Origin of the sequence: Variovorax sp. Sphag1AA (genome assembly GCF_014192575.1) — a bacterium.
GTDB lineage: Bacteria > Pseudomonadota > Gammaproteobacteria > Burkholderiales > Burkholderiaceae_C > Variovorax.
On sequence record NZ_JACHYC010000002.1, the window covers coordinates 833,806 to 854,578 of the forward strand.

The 20,773-nt window shown below is 64.4% G+C and carries 20 protein-coding genes; 5 read left to right on the plus strand and 15 right to left on the minus strand.

The features are described 5' to 3' along the window. Positions 1-12: 12 nt before the first annotated feature. Together FHW64_RS10515 and FHW64_RS10520 are read right to left on the minus strand one after the other, a co-directional pair. Positions 13-858: an amidohydrolase gene (locus FHW64_RS10515; protein WP_184525735.1), complete on the minus strand. Its 846-nt coding sequence runs from the start codon at positions 856-858 to the stop codon at positions 13-15. Continuing rightward, the gene (locus FHW64_RS10520) at positions 855-1,877 is read right to left on the minus strand and encodes an aldo/keto reductase (protein ID WP_184525737.1); all 1,023 of its coding nucleotides are present in this window, start codon (positions 1,875-1,877) and stop codon (positions 855-857) included. Before FHW64_RS10520 ends, FHW64_RS10515 begins: the two co-directional genes overlap by 4 nt. A gap of 67 nt (positions 1,878-1,944) precedes the next feature. On the opposite strand from FHW64_RS10520, the gene aroQ reads away from it, so the two are divergent. Beyond that, positions 1,945-2,400, plus strand: a complete 456-nt coding sequence (aroQ, locus tag FHW64_RS10525; protein ID WP_184525739.1) for a type II 3-dehydroquinate dehydratase — start codon at positions 1,945-1,947, stop codon at positions 2,398-2,400. Continuing rightward, positions 2,400-3,035 (plus strand): DNA-3-methyladenine glycosylase I, encoded by a 636-nt coding sequence (locus tag FHW64_RS10530; protein ID WP_184525741.1) that lies wholly within the window; start codon positions 2,400-2,402, stop codon positions 3,033-3,035. Before aroQ ends, FHW64_RS10530 begins: the two co-directional genes overlap by 1 nt. 15 nt (positions 3,036-3,050) lie before the next feature. On the opposite strand, the gene FHW64_RS10535 is transcribed toward FHW64_RS10530, so the two are convergent. The 5 genes from FHW64_RS10535 to FHW64_RS10555 form a co-directional block, all read right to left on the minus strand. Continuing rightward, on the minus strand, positions 3,051-4,676 hold the full coding sequence (locus FHW64_RS10535) for a SpoVR family protein (protein ID WP_409350618.1): 1,626 nt from the start codon (positions 4,674-4,676) through the stop codon (positions 3,051-3,053). Further along, on the minus strand, positions 4,562-5,848 hold the full coding sequence (locus FHW64_RS10540) for a YeaH/YhbH family protein (RefSeq protein ID WP_184526325.1): 1,287 nt from the start codon (positions 5,846-5,848) through the stop codon (positions 4,562-4,564). The genes FHW64_RS10535 and FHW64_RS10540 overlap by 115 nt, the downstream gene beginning before the upstream one ends. 32 nt (positions 5,849-5,880) lie before the next feature. Continuing rightward, positions 5,881-7,803, minus strand: coding sequence for a PrkA family serine protein kinase (locus tag FHW64_RS10545; RefSeq protein ID WP_184525743.1), 1,923 nt, complete (start codon positions 7,801-7,803; stop codon positions 5,881-5,883). A gap of 507 nt (positions 7,804-8,310) precedes the next feature. Next, the gene (locus tag FHW64_RS10550; protein ID WP_184525744.1) at positions 8,311-9,297 is read right to left on the minus strand and encodes a tripartite tricarboxylate transporter substrate binding protein; all 987 of its coding nucleotides are present in this window, start codon (positions 9,295-9,297) and stop codon (positions 8,311-8,313) included. Positions 9,298-9,344: 47 nt separating this feature from the next. Continuing rightward, a complete protein-coding gene (locus FHW64_RS10555; RefSeq protein ID WP_184525746.1) occupies positions 9,345-10,217 on the minus strand; it encodes a fumarylacetoacetate hydrolase family protein in 873 nt (290 codons plus the stop codon). Between the two features lie 122 nt (positions 10,218-10,339). On the opposite strand from FHW64_RS10555, the gene FHW64_RS10560 reads away from it, so the two are divergent. The 3 genes from FHW64_RS10560 to FHW64_RS10570 all read left to right on the plus strand — a co-directional run bounded on the left by FHW64_RS10560 (position 10,340) and on the right by FHW64_RS10570 (position 12,844). After that, on the plus strand, positions 10,340-11,011 hold the full coding sequence (locus FHW64_RS10560) for an FCD domain-containing protein (RefSeq protein ID WP_184525748.1): 672 nt from the start codon (positions 10,340-10,342) through the stop codon (positions 11,009-11,011). A 151-nt stretch (positions 11,012-11,162) separates the two neighbouring features. Continuing rightward, positions 11,163-12,155 (plus strand): tripartite tricarboxylate transporter substrate binding protein, encoded by a 993-nt coding sequence (locus tag FHW64_RS10565; protein WP_184525750.1) that lies wholly within the window; start codon positions 11,163-11,165, stop codon positions 12,153-12,155. Beyond that, positions 12,152-12,844 carry a substrate-binding domain-containing protein gene (locus FHW64_RS10570; protein WP_184525752.1) on the plus strand — a complete coding sequence of 231 codons (693 nt, stop codon included), beginning with the start codon at positions 12,152-12,154 and terminating at the stop codon, positions 12,842-12,844. The genes FHW64_RS10565 and FHW64_RS10570 overlap by 4 nt, the downstream gene beginning before the upstream one ends. Here the strand turns inward: FHW64_RS10570 and dnaJ are convergent. The 8 genes from dnaJ to FHW64_RS10610 form a co-directional block, all read right to left on the minus strand. Then, positions 12,837-13,970 carry a molecular chaperone DnaJ gene (dnaJ, locus tag FHW64_RS10575; protein ID WP_184525754.1) on the minus strand — a complete coding sequence of 378 codons (1,134 nt, stop codon included), beginning with the start codon at positions 13,968-13,970 and terminating at the stop codon, positions 12,837-12,839. The genes FHW64_RS10570 and dnaJ overlap by 8 nt on opposite strands. Positions 13,971-14,069: 99 nt before the next feature. Next, positions 14,070-16,004: a molecular chaperone DnaK gene (gene dnaK / locus FHW64_RS10580; RefSeq protein ID WP_184525756.1), complete on the minus strand. Its 1,935-nt coding sequence runs from the start codon at positions 16,002-16,004 to the stop codon at positions 14,070-14,072. Positions 16,005-16,109: 105 nt separating this feature from the next. Beyond that, positions 16,110-16,676 carry a nucleotide exchange factor GrpE gene (grpE, locus tag FHW64_RS10585; protein WP_184525758.1) on the minus strand — a complete coding sequence of 189 codons (567 nt, stop codon included), beginning with the start codon at positions 16,674-16,676 and terminating at the stop codon, positions 16,110-16,112. A 133-nt stretch (positions 16,677-16,809) separates the two neighbouring features. Continuing rightward, a complete protein-coding gene (locus FHW64_RS10590; protein ID WP_184525760.1) occupies positions 16,810-17,160 on the minus strand; it encodes an FKBP-type peptidyl-prolyl cis-trans isomerase in 351 nt (116 codons plus the stop codon). Positions 17,161-17,248: 88 nt separating this feature from the next. After that, positions 17,249-17,572, minus strand: a complete 324-nt coding sequence (locus tag FHW64_RS10595; protein ID WP_093169486.1) for a helix-turn-helix domain-containing protein — start codon at positions 17,570-17,572, stop codon at positions 17,249-17,251. Positions 17,573-17,738: 166 nt separating this feature from the next. Further along, complete coding sequence (asd, locus tag FHW64_RS10600) at positions 17,739-18,590, minus strand: archaetidylserine decarboxylase (RefSeq protein WP_184525762.1); 852 nt, start codon at positions 18,588-18,590, stop codon at positions 17,739-17,741. 112 nt (positions 18,591-18,702) lie between these two features. Further along, positions 18,703-19,695, minus strand: a complete 993-nt coding sequence (locus tag FHW64_RS10605) for a tripartite tricarboxylate transporter substrate binding protein (protein ID WP_184525764.1) — start codon at positions 19,693-19,695, stop codon at positions 18,703-18,705. 71 nt (positions 19,696-19,766) lie between these two features. Continuing rightward, positions 19,767-20,741, minus strand: coding sequence for a tripartite tricarboxylate transporter substrate binding protein (locus FHW64_RS10610; protein ID WP_260303736.1), 975 nt, complete (start codon positions 20,739-20,741; stop codon positions 19,767-19,769). Between the last annotated feature and the right edge of the window lie 32 nt (positions 20,742-20,773).

A 20,773-nucleotide genomic window follows, 5' to 3' on the forward strand; every position in this document is an offset into this window, starting at 1 on the left:
AGCCCCGGTGCGTCACTTTATGCCATAGAAGGTGGCGGCGTTCGTGCCCATGATCTGCTCCTGCTCGAGAGGAGAAAGGCCGGCCAGCAATTCGCTTGATGCTGCATGCCATTGGCTGTAGCTGCCCGCGAGATTGAGCACCGGCCAGTCGCTGCCCCACATGAGCCGCAAGGGGCCGAAATGGCTGATGAGGTGATCGACGTATGGCTGCAGCGCGGCTGCATTCCAGTCGTCGCCGGCTTCGGTCGCGAGTCCCGACAGCTTGCAGCTCACGCGGGTCGACTGCGCGAAAGTCGCGATCTGGCTCGCCCATGGCTCGAACTGCCCGTTCGCGATGTCGGGCTTGGCCGCGTGGTCGATCACCATCGGAAGGAACGGATGGCGCAAGGCGAACTTCGTTGCGGCGTCGATCTGGTGCGGCTTGATCAGCAGATCGAGGCAGAGGCCGAGTTCAGTCATCGTCCGGATGGCGGGTTCGAGGCGCGGGTCCAGGATCCATTCCGGGTCCGGCAGGTCCTGCAGCATCGGGCGCAGGCCCCTCAGCAACGGCTCCTGCGCGAGGCGGCTGATGCGTCGGGGCGCATCGTTTGCGGCGAGGTCGGTCCAGCCGACCACTGCGCGGACGCTGCTTGCCGGATCGGCCGCGATGCTGAGAAGGCGCGCGGTTTCGGCTTCGGAAGGCGCGGCCTGGACGAGGACCGTGGCGTCGATGCCGGCGTCGTCCAGCAGCGGCGCCAGGTCTTGCGGCCCGAAGTCGCGATGGATGGCGTGGAGCTCGGGCGTATCCCGCAGCCAGCCGTAGTCGCCATGCGCCGGCGACCAGTAGTGCTGATGGGCATCGACACGGACGACGCTCACGGCCAACTCCCCGGTGGCAGGCCGGCGGGCAGTAGCCCTTCGACGACGAGCGCTTCCCAGAACGCGGCGGGGATATGCGCGTCACGATGCGCGACGCTCTGCGTGATCTCGGTAGCGCTGCGGGCGCCGACCACGACTGCAGCGGCGCATCGGCAGGCCATTGCGAACTGCAGCGCGGCGGCCGGAAGCGCCACGTCGAACTCGTTGCAGATGCGTGCGATGTGCAGGGCCTTCTCGCGGTTCTGCCGGTCCGCCGGCCGGTAGTCGAAGTGCGCGTCCGCTGCAACGCCATCAGCGCTTGCGAGGATGCCCGAGTTGAAGACCCCCGCGAGGATGAGCCTGACACCCTTGGCGACGCAGAGCGGCACCAGTTCGGCCGCGGCGGCGTTGTCGAGCAGGGTGTAGCGCCCGGCGAGCATCATGCAGTCGAAGTCGCCTTCGCCGAGCGCTTCGCGACAGGCCTGCCATTCGTTGACGCCGATGCCGATCGCGCCCAGCACGCCTTCGCCGCGCAGCCGGTGCAGTGCGCGGTAGGCACCGTCCATGGCTTCGCGGAAGCGCACCGGTTGCGCGTCGCCATGCGTATGCCGGTCGATGTCGTGGATGAAGGCGATGTCGATGCGGTCGATCTGCATCCTCTGCAGGCTTTCGTCGATCGACCGGAGTGCGCCGTCGAAGCTGTAGTCGAAGCGCGGCGCCAGCGGCAGGCCCCCGACGTAGCCGTCGCGCTCGGCGGGTGGATCCGGGTCGGGGCTCAGTAGCCGGCCGACCTTGGTCGAGAGCACGAATCCGTCGCGCGGCTGGGTGCGCAGGAAACGGCCGAATCGCACCTCGCTGAGCCCGTGGCCGTAGAGCGGCGCAGTGTCGAAATAGCGAACGCCGAGCTGCCAGGCTGCCTCGATGGTCCTCTCGGCCTCGTCGTCGCTGAGCGGGGCATACAGATTGCCCAGGGGCGCCCCGCCCAAGCCGAGGCGCAGCGGGCCCTGGAAGCGGTCGAGAACGGCGTTCTTCGTTGGCATGCCTTGTTGTACTCCGTATCGGTGTCATCGGTGGTGGCCTGGGTCGACACCTGATAAAAAGCAGGCCATGAAAAAGATCCTCGTCCTCAACGGCCCCAATCTCAACCTTCTCGGCACGCGCGAACCCGCGCAATACGGCTACGAGACCCTCGCCGACGTCGAGCGCATGTGCGCGGAAGCCGGTGCGAAGCTGGGCGTGGAGATCGAATGCCGCCAGTCCAACCACGAGGGCATGCTGATCGACTGGATCCACGAAGCGGGCCGCGAGGTCGCGGCGGGCCGCATGCTCGGCGTGGTGATGAATCCGGGCGCCTACACCCACACCTCGGTTGCCTTGCACGACGCGATCAAGGGCGCGAGCGTTCCGCTGATCGAACTGCACATCTCCAACGTGCATGCGCGCGAGGAGTTCCGGCATCACTCCTACATCTCGCCGGCAGCGCGCGGGATCATCGTCGGCTTCGGCGTGAAGGGCTATCCGCTCGCGATCGAGGCGCTGGTCCGAGTGAGCGACGCGGCCTGATGGGCGCGCAAGCCGGGCTTTTCGAGGCCGCGGACGGCACCTTGCGCTGTCGCTGGTGCGAGTCGACGCAGGCCTACCAGAACTATCACGACAGCGAATGGGGCTTCCCGGTCACGGACGACCGGCGGCTTTTCGAGAAGCTGTGCCTCGAAGGCTTCCAGGCCGGGCTGAGCTGGCTCACCATCCTCAACAAGCGCGAGGCGTTCCGGAAGGGCTTCGCGCAGTTCGACGCCGAGAAGGTGGCGCGTTTCGGCGCGAAGGATGTCGAACGGCTGCTGGCCGATGCCGGCATCGTGCGGCACCGGGGCAAGATCGAATCAGCCATCAACAATGCGAAGCGCGTGATCGAACTGCGTGAGGAGTTCGGTTCGCTCGCAGCCTATGCCTGGCGGTACGAGCCGGATTCGGCATCGCGGCCCGACCTGATCACGCACGAGGCGCTCCGGGCCATGACGACGTCGGCCGAATCGGTGGCGATGTCGAAGGATCTGAAGAAGCGCGGCTGGAGCTTCGTCGGCCCGACTACCGTGTATGCGTTCATGCAGGCGATGGGGCTGGTCAACGACCACATCGAGGGCTGCCACGCGCGCGAAACGGCGCTGGCTGCCAGAGCGAAGCTCAAACTGCCACGCTGAGACTTTCGGGCCGCGCTACGTGGCCTGCGGGCCGGACACCTTGCGGTGGCTGATTCGCCCCTGGCTGTCGACGCTTTCGAGATGCACGTCGAAACCCCATAGCCGCGCGACGTGCTTGAGCACTTCCTGTGAATCGTCGTGCAGCGGCCGGTTGTTGTGCTGCGTGTGACGCAGCGTCAGCGAGCGGTCGCCGCGCAGGTTGACGCTCCAGACCTGGATGTTGGGCTCGCGGTGGTTGAGGTCGTACTGCCGCGACAGGGCTTCGCGCAATTGCTTGTAGCCGCTGTCATCGTGGATGGCTGAGACTTCGAGTTCGGATTCGCTTTCCTTGTCGCTGATGGCGAAAAAGCGGAAATCGCGCATCAGTTTCGGTGACAGGAACTGGCCGATGAAGCTCTCGTCCTTGAAATTGCGCATGGCGTAGTCGAGCGACGTCAGCCAGTCGGAGCCCGCGAGGTCGGGGAACCAGCGCTTGTCCTCATCCGTTGGCTTCTCGCAGATGCGCCGCAGGTCGGTGTACATCGCGAATCCCAGCGCATAGGGGTTGATGCCGCTGTACGCGCGGTGGCCGATCGGCGGCTGGAACACGACGTTGGTGTGCGACTGCAGCCACTCCATCATGAAGCCGTCGGCCAGCAGGCCTTCGTCGTACATCGTGTTGAGCAGCGTGTGGTGCCAGAAGGTGGCCCAGCCTTCGTTCATCACCTGTGTCTGTCGCTGCGGGTAGAAGTACTGCCCGACTTTGCGCACGATACGCACCACTTCGCGTTGCCAGGGTTCCAACAATGGTGCGTTCTTCTCGATGAAGTAAAGCAGGTTCTCTTGCGGCTCGGCCGGGAAGCGCTTGGCGGCTTCCTCTTCTTCGGCGGAGCGGGCGCGTCTGGGCAGGGTCCGCCACAGGTCGTTGACCTGCTGCTGCAGATGGTGCTCGCGTTCTTCGCGGCGGGCCTGTTCCTGGCTGAGCGACAGCTTCTGCGGGCGGCGGTAGCGGTCGACGCCGTGATTCATCAGCGCGTGACAGGAGTCGAGCAGATCTTCGACCGCCCCAATGCCATGCCGCTCCTCGCACTCGCTGATGTACTTCCGCGCGTAGACGAGGTAGTCGATGATGGACGACGCATCCGTCCACATCTTGAAGAGGTAGTTGCCCTTGAAGAAGCTGTTGTGGCCATAGGCGGCGTGCGCGATCACCAGCGCCTGCATCGCCATGGTGTTCTCTTCCATGAGATAGGCGATGCAGGGGTCCGAATTGATGACGATCTCGTAGGCCAGGCCCATGTGGCCGCGGCGATAGTTTTTCTCGGTCTGGATGAACTGCTTGCCGTAGGACCAGTGCCGATAGATCACCGGCATGCCCACGGAGGCGTAGGCGTCCATCATCTGCTCGGCCGTGATGATCTCGAGCTGGTTGGCGTAGGTGTCAAGCTTGTAGCCCTTTGCCACGCGAGCGATCTCGCCGTGGTACTGCTCAATGAGTTCGAAAGTCCAGTCGGACGGGCTGGGCAGGGGCGTCCGGGTCTTTTCTGTCACGCCGTTCCCTTCTCTTTCTTGAACAGTTCGCGGAACACCGGGTAGATGTCCTGCGCATCCGAGACCTTGCGCATCGCGAAGTTCTTGTGCGATTCGAGCAGCGTGGTGTATTCCTCCCACATGTTCTGCTCGGCCTCGGCCACCTGCACATAGGCGTAGTAGCGCACCAACGGCAGCAGGTGATCAGAGAGGAGTTCGCGGCACCGGCCGCTGTCCTGGTGCCAGTTGTCGCCGTCGCTGGCTTGCGCACCGTAGATGTTCCAGTCGGTGCTCGGGTAGCGGGCGCGGATGATGTCCAGCATCAGCGTAAGCGCGCTCGACACCACCGTGCCGCCGGTTTCGGTCGCGTGGAAGAACTCTTCTTCCGTCACTTCGGCGGCCTGCGTGTGGTGGCGGATGAAGACGAGATCGATCTTCTCGTAGTGCTTCGTCAGGAAGAGATACAGCAGCATGAAGAAGCGCTTGGACATGTCCTTGCGCGCTTCGTCCATCGAGCCCGAGACGTCCATCAGGCAGAACATCACCGCCTTCGCCGAAGGCACCGGCACCTTCACGCGATTGCGATAGCGCAGGTCGATCGGATCGAGGAAGGGCACGTGCTTGGCCTTGCCGCGCAATTCCTCGAGCTTGGCCTCGGTCTCGCGGATCTCGCGTTGCACCAGGGCGTCGGCCACCCGCGGGCTGCGCTGCAAGTGAAGAAGGTGCGCTTCAAGCTCGCGGATCTCCCGGCGGGAGTCGCCGCCCAGCGCGATGCGTCGCGCCAGCGCACCGCGCATCGAACGCACCACATGCAGATTGCTGGGATTGCCGTCGCTGACGAAGCCTGCGCGGTGGCTCTTCCACTCGGGCACTTCCGCCAGTTGCGTGCGAATCAGATGGGGCAGGGCGAGATCTTCGAAGAAGACCCGCATGAATTCCTCTTTGGTGAGACGGAAGACGAAATCGTCCTCGCCGCCCTCACCGTCGCCGGCCTGCGATCCGCTGCCGGAGCCCGCACCGCCGCCCTGCGGTCTTTCGATGCGATCACCCTTGACGTACTCGCGATTGCCGGGGTGCACGTATTCGCGGTCACCGCCCTGGCCGTGACCGAAGACCGGCTCGGAGACATCGCGCTTGGGCAGCGTGATGTCTTCGCCCTGCTCGAGATCGCGGATGCCCCGGCCACTGACCGCGCGGCGAACGGCCTCCCCGATCTGCTCGCGGTAGCGCCGCAGGAAACGCTCGCGGTTGCCGATGGACTTGTTCTTTCCTGACAACCGGCGGTCGATGATCTGCTGCAGCATGGCCACGGCCGGACCTCCTTCTTACTAGCTCATCATGAGCTCTTGCGTACGCGTAGATACCACTCGCACAGCAGGCGCACCTGTTTGGCGGTGTAGCCCTTCTGAACCATGCGATTGACGAAATCCTCGTGCTTCTTGAGCTCGTCGGCACTGCTCTTGGCATTGAAGCTGATGACGGGCAGCAACTCTTCGGTGTTCGAGAACATCTTCTTCTCGATCACGGTGCGCAGCTTTTCGTAGCTCGTCCACAGCGGGTTCTTGCCTGCATTGCCGGCGCGAGCGCGCAGCACGAAGTTGACGATTTCGTTCCGGAAGTCCTTGGGGTTGCTGATGCCCGCGGGCTTCTCGATCTTTTCGAGCTCGGCATTGAGCGAGCTGCGGTCGAAGACTTCGCCGGTGTCCTGGTCGCGGTACTCCTGGTCCTGGATCCAGTAGTCGGCGTAGGTGACGTAGCGGTCGAAGATGTTCTGTCCGTACTCCGAGTAGCTTTCGAGGTACGCCGTCTGGATCTCCTTGCCGATGAACTCCGCGTAGCGCGGGGCGATCAGCTCCTTGATGTAGGACAGGTACTTCTGCTCGGCTTCGGGTGCGAACTGCTCGCGCTCGATCTGCTGTTCGAGCACATACATCAGGTGCACCGGGTTGGCTGCGATCTCGCTGCTGTCGAAGTTGAAGACCTTCGAGATGATCTTGAACGCGAAGCGCGTCGAAACTCCGCTCATGCCCTCGTCGACGCCCGCGTAGTCGCGGTACTCCTGGATGGACTTGGCCTTGGGGTCGGTGTCCTTCAGGTTGTCGCCGTCGTAGACCTGCATCTTGCTGAAGATGCTGGAGTTCTCCGGTTCCTTCAGGCGGGTGAGCACCGAGAACTGCGCCATCATGCGCAGCGTTCCGGGCGCGCAGGGCGCCTGCGCGAGCGACGAGTTGCGCACCAGCTTGTCGTAGATCTTGATCTCTTCCGACACGCGCAGGCAGTAGGGCACCTTGACGATATAGATCCGGTCAAGGAACGCCTCGTTGTTCTTGTTGTTGCGGAAGGACTTCCACTCGCTCTCGTTGCTGTGCGCGAGCACGATGCCGTCGAACGGGATTGCTCCGAAGCCTTCGGTGCCCTTGAAGTTGCCTTCCTGTGTGGCAGTCAGCAGCGGATGCAGCACCTTGATCGGCGCCTTGAACATTTCGACGAACTCGAGCAGGCCCTGGTTCGCGAGGCACAGGCCACCGGAGTAGGCGTACGCATCGGGGTCGTCCTGCGCGTAATCCTCGAGCTTGCGGATGTCGATCTTGCCGACCAGCGAGGAGATGTCCTGGTTGTTCTCGTCGCCCGGCTCGGTCTTCGCGACCGCGATCTGCCGCAACACCGAGGGGTAGCGCTTGACGACCTGGAACTGACGAATGTCGCCGCCGTACTCTTCGAGCCGCTTCACGGCCCATGGCGAGAGGATGCGTTGCAAGTAGCGGCGCGGGATGCCGTACTCTTTTTCGAGGATCTCGCCGTCTTCGGTCGCGTCGAAGAGACCGAGCGGCGATTCGTTCACCGGCGAGCCCTTGATCGAATAGAAGGGCACGTGTTCCATGAGCTGCTTGAGCCGCTCGGCGATCGAGCTCTTGCCGCCGCCTACAGGGCCCAGCAGATAGAGGATCTGCTTCTTCTCTTCGAGTCCCTGAGCGCCGTGGCGGAAGTACGAGACCACCTGTTCGATGGCGTCTTCCATTCCGTAAAACTCACGGAACGCGGGATAGATCTTGATGACCTTGTTCGCGAAGATCCGCGACAGACGGGGATCGTTGCGCGTATCCACCAGCTCCGGCTCACCGATGGCCTTGAGCATTCGCTCGGCCGCGGTCGCGTACGCCAGTGGATCCCGTTTGCAGATCTCCAAGTACTCCTGCAAGGACAGGACCTCTTCGCGCGTGCGTTCGTAACGAGCCGCGAAGTTACTGATGACATCCATAGACACCTCCATCGAGTCAGCGGGGCGCTGCCCGGAGTCTCCGTGCTGCACACGTTGCATCGTTCGCAGGAATGGTGCCAGGTGATGTGTGCACGCTTTGGATCAACTCCTCAAGCAGGTACTTGCTCAAAGCATAGAACAAAGAGAGCGCTGAGCAAATTGCTTTTGGGATAAGAACCACACGAAGTTTGAAAGTTCAGCGCAAAAGTTGTGGGCATCGTGATCTCATTGAGTAACCCCGATGTGCACGATGGACTTGTTGTCACGATCGTCGTGCGCAAGAGGGTGCGCTCCATGTCGGGATTCATCGTGTGCACCTGTCGGTTCTTTCCATATTTCCTGACGCTCTATTTGCATTGAACGCGCGATGCGACGCGGCGGCATACGAATAAATGCGAATAGCGCGACAATCGCTCTGCATATTCATAAACAGCGGCACGCAACAAAAAAGCGGCCGATGGGCCGCTTTTTCTTCTTTGCGGTCAGAGCCGCTGCCCGAGGTCACGTTCACTCGACCTTGCCGATCTTCCGAACCGCTTCCGTCATGGTGCTCGCATCCGCGTTCCAGTAGGTCTGGAACGCGGGCGCATCGAGGTAGGCCAGCGGGCTGCCCGCCTTTTCGATCACCTGTGCCACCGCCGGGTCCGCGGCAACCTTGGCCGAAGCCGCACGGAGCTTGCGAACCACCTCGTCCGGCGTCCCGGCCGGAACGAAGAGTCCTGACCACTGCGCGAACTTCACGTTGTATCCGGCCTCCTGCAGACTGGGCACGCCGGGCAATGCAGCGAGCGGCTGATCGCCCCAGTGCGCGAGCGCGCGCAGCTTGCCGGAATTGATTTGCTGCACCACGGTAGCCGGCCCGCTCGCCACCGCATCCACCTGACCGGCCAGCAGTGCCATCACCGCCGGACCCGCGCCGGTGTACGGAATGTGCGTCATGCGGAAGCCGGCAGCGTTCTTGAGCATTTCCATCGGCACGTGCATGGTGCCGTAGTTGCCGGAACTGCCGTAGTTGTAGGTGCCCGGTTTGGTGCGTGCGTCGGCGATGAAGTCAGCCAGGGTCTTCCATGGTGCATCGGCGCGCACCACCAGCACGGTCGGGTCGGCGGTAAAGCGCGCAATCGGCTTGAACTGGCTCATCTGGTAGGCCGGCTTGCGGTCCAGGATGACGTCCGCTTCCGGAAGGATCGAGATCGACGACAAGCTCAGGAGCACTGTGTAACCGTCCGCAGGCGCCCGGGCGGCGAAACCGATGCCGACCGCGCCGCCGGCGCCCGCCCTGTTGTCGACGACCACCGGTTGCTTGAGTTCGCGCGAGAGTGCCTCGGCCACCGGCCTGGCCACCGTATCGGCCACTCCGCCGGGTGGGAAGGGCACGATCATGGTGATCGGCTTCTGGGGCCAATCGCCCTGTGCCAGGACGGCGGGCGCGGCGCCGAGCCCTGCGGCCGCGAGCAACGCCGCTTGCAGCAGCGCGCGTCGTGATGCGTTCATATATGTTTGTCTCCGTCTCGTTATGTTTGAAGTCCTCGGATCCGCGATCAGATGAACCGGTTTTCCAGCATGCCCAGGCCGTCGATCTCGATGCGGACGACGTCACCCGACTTCAGGTACTGCGGTGGCGTGAGTCCCATGCCGACGCCGGCCGGCGTACCGGTGGCGATCACGTCGCCTGCGTTCAGCGTGATGCCGCGCGAGCAGGTCTCGATCAGCGTCGGGATATCGAAGATCAGGTCGGTGGTCTGGCCGTCCTGGCGCGGTTCGCCGTTGACCCAGCAGCGGACCCGGGTTTGCGTGCCGTCGAGTTCGTCGGCGGTGACGATCCACGGGCCCATCGGGCAGAAGGTGTCGAAGGACTTGCCGAGATCCCACTGCTGGTGGCGCATCTGCACGTCGCGCGCGGTCACGTCGTTGACGATGGTGTAGCCGTACACATGCGACATGGCGGCCTCGCGCGTGATGTTGCGCCCGGGCTTGCCGATCACCACCGCCAGCTCGGCTTCGTAGTCGATCTGCGCCGAGATCGCCTCACCGGGAAGGCGCACGTCATCATTCGGGCCGATCACGCATTCCGGCACCTTGGTGAACACGATCGGCCAGGAGTCGACCTTGGCGGCATTGTTCTTGAACACGGAACCCGACAGTTCCTTCGCATGTGCGTGGTAGTTGCGGCCCACGCAGAAGATGTTGCGACGCTGCATCGGCAGCGGTGCTTCGAGTCGCACCGCGCTGAGCGGCACGGCCTCGCCGGTGGTTGGCAGGCGGGATTCGCCGGCGGCCTGTGCCTCGATCAGCGAGAGTGCGCCGCGGCGGGTGCGCGGGGCTTCGATCTGGAAGGGCGACACCGTCCGGCCGTCGGCCGAGACGATGCCAACCTGGCGGCGGCCTTGATATTGATAGGTGGCAATGCGCAAAATGATCTCCTTTTGACCGACCAAATGCTACCAATGCGATACCAAGCACACAATAGCGCCTGACCCGCGCATCGACGTTGATACGATCGCTGCGTCCTACCAACTCCTCCTGTCCTGCCATCGTGCACAGTGCCCTGACCCTGCGGGAAGCGATCCTCGAGAACCTGAAGTCGCGCGCCTGGCGTGCCGGACACCGGCTGCCGACCGAGCGGGAACTGTGCGGGCAATTCGGGCTCAGCCGATCGACGGTGCGGCGAGTGCTCGGCGACTTGAAGACCCGCGGCCTGATCACGCAGACGGTCGGCAGCGGCACCTACGTCAGTCATGAGGTCGGCCGCGCGCTGGCCGACATCAGCAGCGGCGAATCGCCGCTCGCGACCAGCCCGGCGGAACTCATGAGCGCGCGCCTCGTGCTGGAACCCGCGATCATCGCGATGGTGATCGGCAACGCAACCGCGGCGGACTTCGAGAAGATGGACCAATGTTGCGACAAGGGAGAGGCGGCCGCGACCATCGAGGAATTCGAGTTGTGGGACGGCAAGCTCCACGAGGCAATCGCTGACGCCGCGCACAACAGTTTCATCTCCACCGTCTTCCAGCGCATGAACGAGGTGCGGGCGCAGAGCGAGTGGGGCATGCTCAAGCGCCGCAGTGCCACGCCGGAACGCCGGCTCGAATACCAGCGCGAGCACCGCGACCTCGTGGCGGCCTTGAAGGATCGTGACAGTGCGCGGGCGGCAGAGCTTTGTCTCGGGCATCTGGTGCATGTGCGCCGCAACCTGCTCGGCTTCTGATTGGCGCCTGCGCCACATCGGCTTGGGGACTACCCGGCCTCGCATTGACCCCCGTCCGGGTGCTCGCTATATTGGTTTCCGATTGGAAGCTTAAGATACCAATCGAGACCAATTAGGCGGGGCTCACCTCGCCAGTTTCGGAGACAAGTCGATGACGCATTGGGTTCAGAGGGTGCGGCCAGCGGTTCGTGCATGGACGGCCGCAGCATTGGTGGTGGCCGCTCCATGGGCTGCGGCGCAGCAGGACTATCCAAACCATCCGGTGCGCGTCATCGTGCCCTTTGCCGCCGGCGGTCCCGCCGACGTCTATGCGCGTTTCGTCGCCAACCGGCTGCAGGAGGCGTTGGGGCAAGGCTTCGTGGTGGACAACCGGCCCGGCGCCGGATCGGTGATCGGCACCGATGCGGCCGCCAAGAGTCCGGCGGACGGTTACACGCTGCTCCTGATGTCCAACGCGCACACGGTCAACGAGTCGCTGATCCCGAACAAGCCCTATCAGCTCATGCGCGACTTCGCGCCCATCGCAGCGATCAACTATTCCGACCTGGTGCTCGTCACGCGCAGCGGCCTGCAGGTCAATGACCTGGGGCAGCTTATTGCGATGGCGAAAGCCCATCCCGGCGCGCTGAGCTACGCCTCGTCCGGACCGGGCACGCCGTATCACATGGCTGGCGAACTCTTCAAGGCGATGGCGGGCGTTTCGATCCTGCACATCCCCTATCGCGGCAGTGCAGGCGCGCGGACCGATGTGCTCGGCGGACAGGTCGACATGATGTTCGACGCGGTGCCGACCATGACCGAGCATGTCCGCACCGGCAGAGTGAAGGCGATGGCAACGACCGGCCTTGCGCGCTCGGCGGTGATGCCCGACGTGCCGACGGTCGATGAGGCCGGCGTGCCCAAGTACGAGGCCACCATCTGGCTGGGCCTGATGGCGCCCAAGGGCACGCCACCCGCGATCGTCGAGCGCCTGAACGCCGAGGTCGTCAAGATCGCATCGAACCCCGAGGTGATCCGAGCGTGGAAGGCGCAAGGTGCGACGCCGATGACGATGAGCGTCGCCGATTTCACCCGCTACATGAGCGACGACATCGCCAAGTGGGCGCGTATCGTCAAGATTTCCGGTGCGAAGGCAGACCAATGAACATTCTTTGTGCGGGCGCTGCCCAGGGCCTGGTGAAGGCATTGCAGGGCGTGTTCCTGGAATTGACCGGTGCGAAAGTGGAAGGGCGCTTCGGCGCAGTGGGCGCCATGAAGGAAGCGCTGCTTGCGGGCGAGCCGTGCGACGTGATGATCGTCACCGCCCCCATGGTCGCCGAGCTGCAGAACGACCGACGCCTGATCGTCGATTCCGAAGCGCCGCTCGGCCGCGTGCGGACCGGCATTGCCGTCCGGGCGAGCGACCCGGTGCCCGCGATTTCCACGCCCGAGGCGCTGAGGGCCAGCCTGCTCGCCGCGAGCGCGATCTACTTTCCCGATGCGCAGCGCTCGACTGCCGGCATCCATTTCGCGTCGGTGCTCGCCAAGTTGGGCATCGCCAATGAAGTCGCTGCGCGCCTTCGCACCTTTCCGAACGGCGCGACGGCGATGCGCGAACTGGCGGCGGAGTCGCGCCGGGGCGCGATCGGCTGCACGCAGATCACCGAAATCAAGTACACGCCCGGCATCACGCTGGCCGGGCCGTTGCCGGAGGCTTTCGAACTCGCGACGGTCTACACCGCCGCCGTGAGCACGACCGCACGCAATCCGGCATTGGCGCAGCGCTTCGTCGCGCTGCTGTCGGGGCCGACCTCGCGCTGCCTGCGCGCGCAGGGCGGCTTCGAGATCAGCTGAAGAATTCCTTCGCCTTGTCGAACCAGCCCTTGTCGGTGGGGCTGTGCTTGTCGCCGCCCTTCTTGAGGGATTCGTCGAGTTCCTTCAGGAGCTTGCGCTGGTGCTCGGTGAGCTTGACCGGGGTTTCGACCCGCACGTGGCAGTACAGGTCGCCGGGGTAGCTCGAGCGCACACCCTTGATGCCCTTGCCGCGCAGGCGGAACTGCTTGCCGCTTTGCGTGCCGTCCGGAATGTCGATCGCCGCCGGCCCCTTGAGCGTGGGCACGCTGATCTCGCCGCCCAGCGCCGCGGTCGTGATGCTGACCGGCACCACGCAATGCAGGTCGTCGCCATCGCGCTCGAAGATGTCGTGCTTCTTGAGGCGGATCTCTATATAGAGATCCCCCGGTGGGCCGCCATTGGTGCCGGGCTCGCCATTGCCGGAACTGCGGATGCGCATGCCGTCGTCGATGCCGGCCGGGATCTTCACTTCCAGCGTCTTGTTGTTCTTGATCTTTCCCTGGCCGTGGCAAGTGGTGCACGGCTCCGGAATGATCTTGCCCGAGCCATGGCAGGTCGGGCAGGTCTGCTGCACGCTGAAGAAGCCCTGGCGCATCTGCACCGCGCCCTGGCCATGGCAGGTGGTGCAGGTGATCGGCTTGGTGCCCGGCTTGGCGCCGGAACCTTTGCAGGTGCCGCATTCGTCCCAGCTCGGGATGCGGATCTGGGCGTCCTTGCCGTCGGCGGCTTCCTCGAGCGTGATTTCCATCGCATAGCTCAGGTCGCTGCCGCGGTAGACCTGGCGGCCGCCGCGCGCGCCGCCACCGCGTTGACCGAACACGTCGCCGAAGATGTCGCCAAAGGCTTCCGCGAAGCCGCCGAAGCCTTCCGCGCCCGGTCCGCGCATGTTCGGGTCGACACCCGCGTGGCCGTACTGGTCGTAGGCCGCGCGCTTCTGGCCGTCGGACAGCATTTCGTAGGCTTCCTTGACCTCCTTGAACTTGGCCTCCGCTTCCTTGCTGGAGTCCCCGTGGTTGCGGTCAGGGTGGTGCTTCATCGCGAGCTTGCGATAAGCCTTCTTGATTTCGTCCTCGCCAGCGTTCTTGGGGACGCCGAGGATCTCGTAGTAGTCGCGTTTGGTGGCCATGATGGGGTCGGGGCGGGGTCGTCAGGAAGCGGGAGCTTGAAGCGGAAAAGGCTGGACCACCTTTTCGGGGCGGTCCAGCCTTGGATCAGGGTCTGAGGATCAGCCCTTCTTGACTTCCTTCACTTCGGCGTCGACGACGTTGTCGTCCGCCGGAGCGCTCGCAGCTTCGGGGCCTGCACCAGCCGCGGCACCGGCCGCGCCTGCGGCAGCCTGTGCGTCCGCGTACATCTTCTCGCCGAGCTTCTGGCTGGCGGCCATCAGCGTGTTGGTCTTTTCCTCGATGGCGGACTTGTCTTCACCCTTCAGGGCTTCCTCGACGTCCTTCATCGCGGCTTCGATCTTTTCCTTTTCGCCGGCATCGAGGCTGCCGCCGTGTTCGCCCAGCGACTTCTTCACGCTGTGAACCATGGCTTCACCCTGGTTGCGCGCCTGGGCGAGCTCGACCTTCTTCTTGTCCTCGGCCGCGTTCAGCTCGGCGTCCTTCACCATCTTCTGGATCTCGTCTTCCGACAGGCCCGAGTTCGCCTTGATGGTGATCTTGTTTTCCTTGCCGGTGCCCTTGTCCTTGGCGCCGACGTGCAGGATGCCGTTCGCGTCGATGTCGAAGCTCACCTCGATCTGCGGCGTGCCGCGCGATGCCGGCGGAATGCCTTCGAGGTTGAATTCGCCGAGCAGCTTGTTGCCGGCGGCGACTTCGCGTTCGCCCTGGAACACCTTGATCGTGACGGCCGGCTGGTTGTCCTCGGCGGTCGAGAAGGTCTGCGCGAACTTCGTCGGGATCGTGGTGTTCTTCGTGATCATCTTGGTCATCACGCCGCCCATCGTCTCGATGCCGAGCGACAGCGGGGTCACGTCCAGCAGCAGCACGTCCTTGCGGTCGCCCGACAGCACCTGGCCCTGAATGGCGGCGCCGACGGCCACGGCTTCGTCAGGGTTCACGTCCTTGCGCGGTTCCTTGCCGAAGAACTCCTTGACCTTGTCCTGCACCTTGGGCATGCGGGTCATGCCGCCGACCAGGATCACGTCGCTGATGTCCGACACGCTGACGCCGGCATCCTTGATGGCGGTGCGACAGGGCGCAATGGTGCGTTCGATCAGTTCGTCCACCAGGCTTTCGAGCTTGGCGCGCGTCAGCTTGATGTTCAGGTGCTTCGGACCCGACGCATCGGCCGTGATGTAGGGCAGGTTGATGTCGGTCGCGGCGCTGTTCGACAGTTCGATCTTGGCCTTTTCGGCCGCTTCCTTCAGGCGCTGCAGCGCGAGCACGTCCTTGGAGAGGTCGACGCCCTGGTCCTTCTTGAACTCGGAAATGATGTAGTCAATGATGCGCTGGTCGAAGTCTTCGCCGCCCAGGAAGGTGTCGCCGTTGGTCGACAGCACCTCGAACTGCTTCTCGCCGTCGACGTCGGCGATCTCGATGATCGAGATGTCGAACGTGCCGCCGCCGAGGTCATACACCGCGATCTTGCGATCGGCCTTGTCATGCTTGTCCAGGCCGAAGGCCAGCGCTGCGGCGGTCGGCTCGTTGATGATGCGCTTGACGTCCAGACCGGCGATGCGGCCGGCGTCCTTGGTGGCTTGGCGCTGGCTGTCGTTGAAGTAGGCCGGCACGGTGATCACCGCTTCGGTCACGGTTTCGCCGAGATAGTCTTCGGCGGTCTTCTTCATCTTGCGAAGAATTTCGGCGCTGATCTGCTGGGGCGCGAGCTTCTTGCTGCGCACTTCGACCCAGGCGTCGCCGTTGTCGGCCTTGGTGATGCTGTAGGGCATCAGGTCGATGTCCTTCTGGACTTCCTTCTCTTCGAACTTGCGGCCGATGAGTCGCTTGACTGCGTAGATGGTGTTCTTGGGGTTGGTGACCGCCTGGCGCTTGGCCGAGGCACCGACCAGCACTTCACCATCTTCCTGATACGCCACGATCGAGGGCGTCGTACGGGCGCCTTCGGAGTTCTCGATCACGCGCGTCGTATTGCCTTCCATGATCGCCACGCACGAATTCGTGGTGCCGAGGTCGATGCCGATGATTTTGGCCATGTTGTTGCTCCTGGGGATCTGAAATGAGGTTGTTGTGAACTTGTGGATAACCCAGTGCGATTCAAGGGATCAGCTGGGGTTTTCCTGTGGGTTTCTTGTTGGCTTTCAGCCCGCGCTGCTGACGGTCACGAGGGCGGGGCGCAGGATGCGGTCGGCGATCGTGTAGCCCTTCTGCAGCACGCTGACGACGGTGTTGGGTTCCTGACCGGGAACCGGAACCATCGAGATGGCCTGGTGCAGGTGCGGGTCGAACTTGCTGCCGGCCGGCGGCGCGATTTCGATGACCTTGTTGCGCTCCAGCGCACTCTTGAGCTGGCGCAGGGTGGCTTCGGTGCCTTCGCGCAGGTGCTCGACGGTGGCGTCCTGCACGGCGAGGCCGGCTTCGAGGCTGTCCAGCACGGGCAGCAGGCTCTCGGCAAAGCCTTCGATGGCGAACTTGCGGCCCTTGCTCACTTCCTCGTCGGCGCGGCGGCGGGCGTTCTGCACGTCGGCCTGGGCGCGGAGGAACTGGTCAGCCAGTTCGGCATTCTTGGCCTGCAATGCGGCGATCTCGGCCTGGGCCGCTGCGAGCGCGTCGGCTTCGTTCGCGGCCTGAGCTGCCTCCAGCTCTTCGGGGCTGGGGGCGCCTTGCAGGGTATCGGGATTCGGTTGGGTGTTTTGCGGGTCTGACATGCTCAATAGGCCGGCAACCAAGCCGGAAATCAACGAGAAACGAACGACAAGCAGCTAACTGGGGTCCGCCGCAGGGTTTTCAAGAAAAAAATGCGCCGGAAAACGGCGCATTTTTCGGCTCTCGGAGAGCCGCTCAGTGGGCGTCGAGCAGCTCGACGTCGAACTTGAGGGTTGCGTTCGGCGGAATCACGCCGCCGGCGCCGCGTGCACCGTAGCCGAGCGATGCCGGAATGATCAGGGTGCGCTTGCCGCCGATCTTCATGCCGGCGACGCCTTCGTCCCAGCCCTTGATGACCTGGCCGGCGCCCAGCGAGAAGGCGAAGGGGTCGTTGCGGTCGCGGCTGGAGTCGAACTTGGCGCCTTGCACGCCGTCGTTGTAGAGCCAGCCGGTGTAGTGCACGTGCACGTGATGGCCGGGCTTGGCTTCGGCGCCGTCGCCGACCGTGGTGTCTTCGTACTGCAGGCCGGAGGGGGTGGTGGGCATGGTGCGCTCCTGTGGAATGTGGAGGAAACCGCGCAGTTTAACGAGGCTGGAGGCGTGTTCCTGCAGGCGGTGATGCCGTCAGGCCGTGCTATGGCGACGGCGCGGGCGCTTTCTTGGCCTGGCCTTGCTGCCACTTCGCGGCGAAAGCCTGCAGGTCGGACAACCGCTTGAGCAGGTCCTGCCCGCTCAGCGTCAGGCTGTATCCCTCATGGCCATGGCTGACGAGGCCTGCTTCGCGCAGTTCCTTGATGCGGGTGTTGAGCGTGTTCGGGGTGATGCCGCCAACGCTGTCCTGCAGCAGGCGGAAGGTCTGGGCATGTCCGTCACGCAGGGCCCAGAGGACGCGCAGCGCGTAGCGGGCTTCCAGCAGCGCGAGCAACTGGCTGATCGCTGCGTTTTCCTTGCCACTCATCGACATCAGACTCCTCGGGAACACGGCAGCCGGTGCGGCCACTTTCTTCTTGTGACAGACCCGTGACCCCACGAGCCGGGCGGCGACTATAGCCCAGAAGGTCGACGATTGCTACAACTTTAATAGCTGAGAAGGCAGGCAGGCTGCGGGCTGTGAGCGTGCGAGTTCAGGCTGCCGCGTAGTTCGCCATCGGTTCGCCGAGGCGGATGGGGCGCGCGGGCGCCCAGTCCGGGTTGAAGGTCACGGACGGGGAGGGGAAGAGCAGCACGACCGTCGAGCCGAGCAGGAAGCGGCCCATTTCGTCGCCCTTCTTCAGCACGATCTGCTGGTCGTCGTAGCGCCACTCGCGGATCTCGCCATGTCGCGGCGGATTCACCACGCCGTGCCACACCGTCGCCATGCTGCCGACGATGGTCGCTCCCACGAGCACCAGCACGAAAGGTCCACGCGCGGTTTCGAAGACACACACGACGCGCTCATTGCGAGCGAAGAGGCCAGGCACCCCGCGCGCAGTCGTGGGGTTGACCGAGAACAGGTCGCCGGGGACGTAGGTCATGCGCAGCAACCGGCCGTCGCATGGCATGTGGATGCGGTGGTAGTCGCGCGGGCTGAGGTAGAGCGTCGCGAAGCTGCCGTGCTTGAAGCGCTCGGCGAGTGCCGCATCACCGCCGACCAGCGCGGTGGTCGTGTAACTGTGGCCCTTGGCCTGGAAGATCTGATCGCCCTCGATCGGGCCGAACTGGCTGATCGCGCCGTCGACTGGCGCCACGAGGTCGGCATCGGCGATCGGCCGCGCGCCGGGCTTCAGCGCGCGCGTGAAGAATTCGTTGAAGCTTGGATAGCTCGCGATGTCGCTGTCGAGCGCTTCGCTCATGTCGACGCCGTACTTGTCGACGAAGCGCCGGATGATCCAGGTCGTCACCGCGCCGCGTTCCTTGCCCGCGACCCACCCGGCAAAGGAGGTCAATGCCTGCTTCGGGATCAGGTACTGCGGCAGGACGGCGAAGCGATCGGACAAGGGCGTTCTCGGCTAAAGCGGTGGGCGATTCTATCGATCGGTCCGGACCCGGCCGGGTCGGACGGCGGGCCGTCAACGGAGCGGCCCGCGCCGCACGACGCGGTCTACCCGGTTACTCGGGCTTGATGTTCGCGGCCTTGATGACCTGCGCCCACTTCTCGACCTCGGCCTTCTGGAAGGCTGCGATCTGCGTGGTCGTCATGTCGGCCGGCAGCATGCCGAAGCTCTTGAGCTTCTCCTGCATCTCGGGCTCCGCGAGGATCGTGCGGATTTCCTTGTGAAGCCGGTCGATGACCGGCGCCGGCGTGCCCGCGGGCACGAAGATCGCCTGCCACGACAGCACTTCGAAGTTCTCCAGGCCGGGAATGCCCGATTCGGCGACCGTGGGCACATCGGGCATCGACGCCAGGCGCTTGGACGAGGTCACCGCGATGGCGCGCAGCTTGCCGCTCTGGATGTGCGGGCCGGCGACGACGGTGGTGTCGAACATCATGTCGACCTGGCCGCCGATCACGTCCTGGATCGCAGGGCCGCTGCCCTTGTACGGAATATGCGTGAACTTCACGCCGGACTTGTAGGCCAGCAGTTCGAGCGCCAGGTGCTGCGACGTGCCGGTGCCCGCCGATGCCGACGAAAGGCCACCGGGCTTGGCCTTGCTGGCTTGGAGCACATCCTTCAGCGTCTTGTACGGGCTCGCCTGGTTGACGACCAGCACGACCGGATTGGTGCCGATCAGCGTGACCGGCGCGAAGGACTTCTGCGGGTCGTAGCCGATCCTCGGGTAGAGGCTGATGTTGATCGCGTGCGAGCTGATCGTGCCGCCCAGCAGGGTGAGGCCATCAGGCGCTGCGCGCGAGGCCATTTCGGAGCCGATGCTGCCGCCCGCGCCGCCCTTGTTGTCCACCACCACGGTGGTGCCCAGCGCGGTGCCCAGCTTCTGCGAGATCAGCCGCGCCAGCACATCGGTCGTGCCGCCGGCGGGGAAGGGCACCATGTAGGTGATCGTCTTGCCGCCCGGCCACTGGGACTGTGCGAAGGTGGGCAATGAGGGCAAGGCGCCGGCCATCGAGGCGAGCGCGGTTTGGATGAGTGTGCGGCGCTGCATGAACATGTCTCCAGGGGGAAAAAGGGGCCGCGCCGTTCTTTTCGTTGTCGTCGTTGCGGCCATGGGAAGGCTCAAGGCTTGATGTTGAGCTTGGTGATGAGGTCCTTGTAGTAGGCGTTGTCCTTGGCCAGCGTCTGCGCGAAGGCCGCGCCGTCGGTGTAGACGTAGCCCAGGTTGAGCTTGTCCATCGCCTCGCGCATCACCGGTTCGGCGGCGGTCTTGGCGGTGATTTCGCGCAGCTTGGCCATCACTTCGGGCGGCGTGTTCTTGGGCGCGCCGAGGCCGCGCCAGGTGCCGATCGAGAGATCGATGCCGCGTTCCTTGGCGGTCGGCACGTTTTCGAAGCCCTTCACGCGCTTGTCGGCCATGACCATCAGCATCTTGAGCTTGCCGGACTGCACATACGTGGAGACTTCGGCGGGGCTGACCGCCACCGCCTCGATGTGGCCGCCGAGCAGCGCCAGCACCGCCGGTGCCGCGCCCTGGAACGGAATGTGGCCGAACTTCGCACCGGTCTTGTCTTCCAGCGCCGACGCGGCGAGATGCCAGATCGAGCCGTTGCCGGAATTGCCCACGCGAACGCTCTCGGGGCTCTTCTTCGCGGCTGCGAGGAATTCCTCGATCGTGTTCCACGGCGCATCGGCCTTGACCGTGATCGCGGCCGGGTCGGCGTTGAGCTGCGCGATCGGCTGGAAGTCGTCGTACTTGAACTTGGCGAGGCCGAGGTGCGGCAGGGTCAGCAGTTCGACCGTGAGCACCGCGATCTTGTAGCCGTCGGGCTTCGAGTTGATGACCTCGGTCCATCCGATCGCGCCACCCGCGCCAGCCTTGTTCACGACGACCATGCTCTGCGACATGTGCTTGCGGCTCGCATCCGCGAAAGTGCGCGCGAGGCCGTCGGTGCCACCGCCGGGCTGGTAGGGCACCATGAGTTCGATCGCGTGATTGGGGAAGTCCGTCTCTGCCGCGGCTGGGGCGGCGAGGCCGAGCGAGAGGGCAGCTGCCGCCGAGATCGCGGCCACGCCGCGCAGAAGGGTCGTTTTCAAGTCTTGTCTCCGTAGTTGTCGATGGAAAAGCG

What these genes read in the sequence shown, in the direction of transcription:
- FHW64_RS10590 (WP_184525760.1), bottom strand. Translation starts at nt 17,160, where the DNA reads ATGCCCACCACCCCCTCCGGCCTGCAGTACGAAGACACCACGGTCGGC.
- FHW64_RS10520 (WP_184525737.1), bottom strand. Translation starts at nt 1,877, where the DNA reads ATGCCAACGAAGAACGCCGTTCTCGACCGCTTCCAGGGCCCGCTGCGC.
- FHW64_RS10545 (WP_184525743.1), bottom strand. Translation starts at nt 7,803, where the DNA reads ATGGATGTCATCAGTAACTTCGCGGCTCGTTACGAACGCACGCGCGAA.
- FHW64_RS10530 (WP_184525741.1), top strand. Translation starts at nt 2,400, where the DNA reads ATGGGCGCGCAAGCCGGGCTTTTCGAGGCCGCGGACGGCACCTTGCGC.
- FHW64_RS10570 (WP_184525752.1), top strand. Translation starts at nt 12,152, where the DNA reads ATGAACATTCTTTGTGCGGGCGCTGCCCAGGGCCTGGTGAAGGCATTG.
- FHW64_RS10550 (WP_184525744.1), bottom strand. Translation starts at nt 9,297, where the DNA reads ATGAACGCATCACGACGCGCGCTGCTGCAAGCGGCGTTGCTCGCGGCC.
- FHW64_RS10595 (WP_093169486.1), bottom strand. Translation starts at nt 17,572, where the DNA reads ATGAGTGGCAAGGAAAACGCAGCGATCAGCCAGTTGCTCGCGCTGCTG.
- FHW64_RS10605 (WP_184525764.1), bottom strand. Translation starts at nt 19,695, where the DNA reads ATGCAGCGCCGCACACTCATCCAAACCGCGCTCGCCTCGATGGCCGGC.
- FHW64_RS10540 (WP_184526325.1), bottom strand. Translation starts at nt 5,848, where the DNA reads ATGCTGCAGCAGATCATCGACCGCCGGTTGTCAGGAAAGAACAAGTCC.
- dnaJ (WP_184525754.1), bottom strand. Translation starts at nt 13,970, where the DNA reads ATGGCCACCAAACGCGACTACTACGAGATCCTCGGCGTCCCCAAGAAC.
- grpE (WP_184525758.1), bottom strand. Translation starts at nt 16,676, where the DNA reads ATGTCAGACCCGCAAAACACCCAACCGAATCCCGATACCCTGCAAGGC.
- aroQ (WP_184525739.1), top strand. Translation starts at nt 1,945, where the DNA reads ATGAAAAAGATCCTCGTCCTCAACGGCCCCAATCTCAACCTTCTCGGC.
- dnaK (WP_184525756.1), bottom strand. Translation starts at nt 16,004, where the DNA reads ATGGCCAAAATCATCGGCATCGACCTCGGCACCACGAATTCGTGCGTG.
- FHW64_RS10565 (WP_184525750.1), top strand. Translation starts at nt 11,163, where the DNA reads ATGACGCATTGGGTTCAGAGGGTGCGGCCAGCGGTTCGTGCATGGACG.